Annotated in this window: 3 protein-coding genes; 1 reads left to right on the top strand and 2 read right to left on the bottom strand. The window is 75.1% G+C overall.

Annotated features, from left to right (window positions below):
- Positions 1 to 97 precede the first annotated feature (97 nt).
- Positions 98 to 739 carry an SDR family NAD(P)-dependent oxidoreductase gene (locus ACTS11_RS06685; protein WP_442639554.1) on the bottom strand — a complete coding sequence of 214 codons (642 nt, stop codon included), beginning with the start codon at positions 737 to 739 and terminating at the stop codon, positions 98 to 100.
- Positions 740 to 989: 250 nt separating this feature from the next.
- Between ACTS11_RS06685 and ACTS11_RS06680 the strand changes: the two genes are divergently transcribed.
- Complete coding sequence (locus ACTS11_RS06680) at positions 990 to 1961, top strand: threonine dehydratase (RefSeq protein WP_442639553.1); 972 nt, start codon at positions 990 to 992, stop codon at positions 1959 to 1961.
- Positions 1962 to 2466: 505 nt separating this feature from the next.
- Here ACTS11_RS06680 and ACTS11_RS06675 read toward each other — a convergent pair.
- Positions 2467 to 3168 carry a DNA alkylation repair protein gene (locus tag ACTS11_RS06675; RefSeq protein ID WP_442639552.1) on the bottom strand — a complete coding sequence of 234 codons (702 nt, stop codon included), beginning with the start codon at positions 3166 to 3168 and terminating at the stop codon, positions 2467 to 2469.
- Between the last annotated feature and the right edge of the window lie 174 nt (positions 3169 to 3342).

Here is a 3342-nt window from a genome sequence, read left to right as displayed (position 1 = left end):
CGCCCCGACCGCCGCGCGACGGATCGCTCCGCGCCGGCATCTTCATCTTTCTTCAAATACGCCCTTCGGGAGCGCGGTCCGCCGTCCGAACGAGGCCTCAGAACGGGAATTCCCGCCCGTCCCAGGCGAGGAACTCCCCCGTCCGGGCCATGTCGAGCGCGTCGAAGCGCGCCATCAGCCCCGCGACGCTCTCCTCGAGCGCGATGTCGGCGCCCGCGCCGCCCATGTCGGTCCGGACCCAGCCCGGATGGTAGATGCCCACCGCGATGCCGCGCGGCGCGAGGTCCTTCGCCAGGTTCCGCCCGAGGTTCGTCGCCGCCGCCTTCGAGGCGCGGTAGGCGTAGCTCCCGCCGTTCGCCCGCATGTTCGAGCCCATCTGGCTCGAGACGATGGCGATCTTCGGCGCTTCGGCCAGGCTCAGGTTCGGCAGGAGCGCCTGCACGGTCAGGAAGACGCCGGTGACGTTGACCGCGAAGGTCTCGGCCCAGAGCGCGGGCGCGAACCCGTCCTCCAGCCGCTCGCCCTTGTCGACGTAGACGCCGGCGTTGCAGACGAGAAGCCCGATCGCCCGGCCCGCCAGCGCCCGCGCCATCGCCGCCACGCAGGCCGCGTCCGTCACGTCGAGCGCCACGTCGCCGCCCGAGCGCGCCGCCGCGATCACCGCCGCGCCCCGCGCCCGATAGCCCGCGACCAGCCCCGCGCCGATGCCCCGGTTCGCGCCGGTGATGAGAACGTCCATGCCTGCCTCCTTCGCTGCTGCCGGTCCACGGCATAGCCCGCCCGACCGGGCTTGCAAGCGGAACCCCCGCCCGACCGGGCTTGCAGGCGGAACCCCCGCCCGACCGGGCTTGCAGGCGGAACGCCCGCCCGACCGGGCTTGCAGGCGGCACGCCCGCCGGACCGGACCGGCTGGCGGGATACCCGAAGGAGCGGGCTTGCAACCCGGAGGACCGCGCGCGAGGCTCGCGCCGGAAGGAGACCCGCGCCCGATGCAGTTCACCAAGGACGACCTCGCCGCCGCCCACGCCCTCGTCACGGCCTCGATGCCGCCGACGCCGCAGCACGAATGGCCGCTGCTCGCGGAACGAACGGGCGCGCGCGTGATCGTGAAGCACGAGAACCACACGCCCACCGGCTCCTTCAAGGTGCGGGGCGCGCTGACCTTCATCGACTGGCTGACGCGCACGCACCCGGAGGTGCGCGGCATCTGCACCGCGACGCGCGGCAACCACGGGCAGGGCCAGGCCTGGGCGGCGACGAGGGCCGGGCTGACCGCGAAGGTCTACGTGCCGCGCGGCAACTCCACGGAGAAGAACGCGGCGATGCGCGCCTTCGGGGCGGAACTCGTCGAGTTCGGCGAGGACTTCGACACCGCGCGGGAGGAGGCCTACCGCGTCGCGGCGGAGGAGGGGCTCTTCATCGTGCCGCCCTTCCACGAGGAACTCGTGCGCGGCGTGGCGACCTACGGCTACGAGCTCTTCTCCGCTCACCCGGACCTCGAGGCGGTCTACGTGCCGATCGGCTGCGGCTCTGGGATCTGCGGGACGATCCTCGCCCGCGACGCGCTGGGGGCCGGGGCCGAGGTGATCGGCGTCGTCTCCGAGGGCGCGCCGACCGCGAAGCTCTCGGCCGAGGCGGGCCGCCCCGTCGCGACCGACAGCGCCCGCACCTTCGCCGACGGCATGGCGGTGCGCGTGCCGGTGCCCGAGGCGCTCGCCATCTACGGGACGGGCGCGGCGCGCATCCTCACGGTCTCGGACGCCGAGGTGGCCGAGGCCATCCGCGCCTGCTACGCCGACACCCACAACCTCGCCGAGGGCGCGGGGGCGGCGCCGCTTGCGGCGCTCATGCAGGAGCGGGAGCGCATGGCGGGCCGGAAGGTCGCGGTGATCCTCTGCGGCGGCAACATCGACCGGGAGTGGTTCCTGACAATCCTGGCAGGCGGCGTGCCTGCTGTCTGAGGGGTTTCGCCGCGCGCTGCGCGGCGACCGATGCGAGGGGGCGTCGCCCCCTCGCGCTCCCCCTTGCGTATTTGCGGAAAGATGAAGGGCGGGAGGGGCGTGCCCGGGCAGAGGTCGGCGCCAAACCCTCCACGCGAGAGGTGCGGCGGCTTGCCGTTCCGCGACCGGCACGTCCGGGCGGGGTTGGTCGCCCCTCGACTCCTGCGCCAAGAGGGACGGGGTGACGGCGCTGCGGAGAGGCCCGGGGGCGCGCGCCCCGCCTGGTCCGGGCGCGCAGCGTGCATGTCGCGCCCGGAGCCAGGGACGGGCGGGTCTCCGGGGGCCTCCGCCCCGGCATCGGCAGCGGGCGATCCCCCGCCGGGACAGGTTCGGGACACCGGGCGCGCGGTTCCGCCGCACGCCCCTCCGGCGACCGGCGCGCGGGGTGCCGCCCGCCTCGCGGGCCTCCCGTGTCCGAACCGGGGCGAGGAGACACGCCGGTCCGGCGAATGGGCGCCGGGTGGTTCTAGGGTTGCGGGGGCGGCTCGGTCCCGAGGTGCCGTGCCGCCTCGCGCCGCGCCCAGGGTTTCAGCCGGTCGCCATGCTCCGCGAGGAAGCTCCGGGCGCGGGCCGGGTCCTTGCGCGAGAGGTCGCGCACCCACCAGGCGACCGCCTTCTGGATGAACCAGTCGCGGTCCGCCGCCAAGGCCGCGCACCAGCCGAGGACGCGGTCGCGGGCGGCCTCCTCGGCGGGCCCGGGGTGGCGCGATTTCGTGAAGGGCAGGGTGAAGACGAGCGCCGCGCGCCGCGTCCACATGTGGTCCGACACCACCCAGGCCTCGATCTCGTCGAGCCGCCCGGGCCGGGCGGCGACGCGTTTGGCCCCCGACTGCGCCACGGCGTCGGCGATGGCCCAGCCGTCGAAATCCGGCACGAAGCCCGCGAGGCAGTCCCAGGCCGGGGCATCGTCGGGGCGGATGCGCGCCTGGAGGAACAGCTTTCCCGCCGCGATCCGCGCCTCGAAGACGTCGCTGGCCCAGAGGCCTTGCGCCAACGCGACGAGCCCGGGCTGGTCGAGGGATTTGCGCCAGGTCTCGGCCAACGCGCCGGTCAGGGCGTTGGAGAGGCCCAGAACCTCGCGCGTCTGCTTGTGATAGGCGGCCATCTCGGCGGCGCGGGCCGGGTCGGCCCGGGCGCGGAGCGTGGCGAGGGCGTCGGTGGGGGTCATGGGCCTGTCGCCGGATCGGAGGGGCATGCGCAGGATGCTGCGCTCCGGTCCGGCTGGGCAAGGGGGCTTCTCGCGCTCGGGAGGCCCGCGGCGCGGTCCGGACGGGTCTCGGGAGCATCGCGCGGCTCCGGCGGCCTGCGGGACGCGCCGGCGGCCGGCGCAGGCGTCGGCCCC

Origin of the sequence: Roseicyclus sp., assembly GCF_052168335.1 — a bacterium.
Lineage (GTDB): Bacteria > Pseudomonadota > Alphaproteobacteria > Rhodobacterales > Rhodobacteraceae > Roseibacterium.
The sequence above is the reverse complement of the archived record's forward strand: the minus strand, read 5'-3'. Positions and strand labels throughout refer to the sequence as shown.

Coding starts and splice junctions, on each gene's coding strand:
- ACTS11_RS06675 (WP_442639552.1), bottom strand. CDS start 3,168: ATGACCCCCACCGACGCCCTCGCCACGCTCCGCGCCCGGGCCGACCCG.
- ACTS11_RS06685 (WP_442639554.1), bottom strand. CDS start 739: ATGGACGTTCTCATCACCGGCGCGAACCGGGGCATCGGCGCGGGGCTG.
- ACTS11_RS06680 (WP_442639553.1), top strand. CDS start 990: ATGCAGTTCACCAAGGACGACCTCGCCGCCGCCCACGCCCTCGTCACG.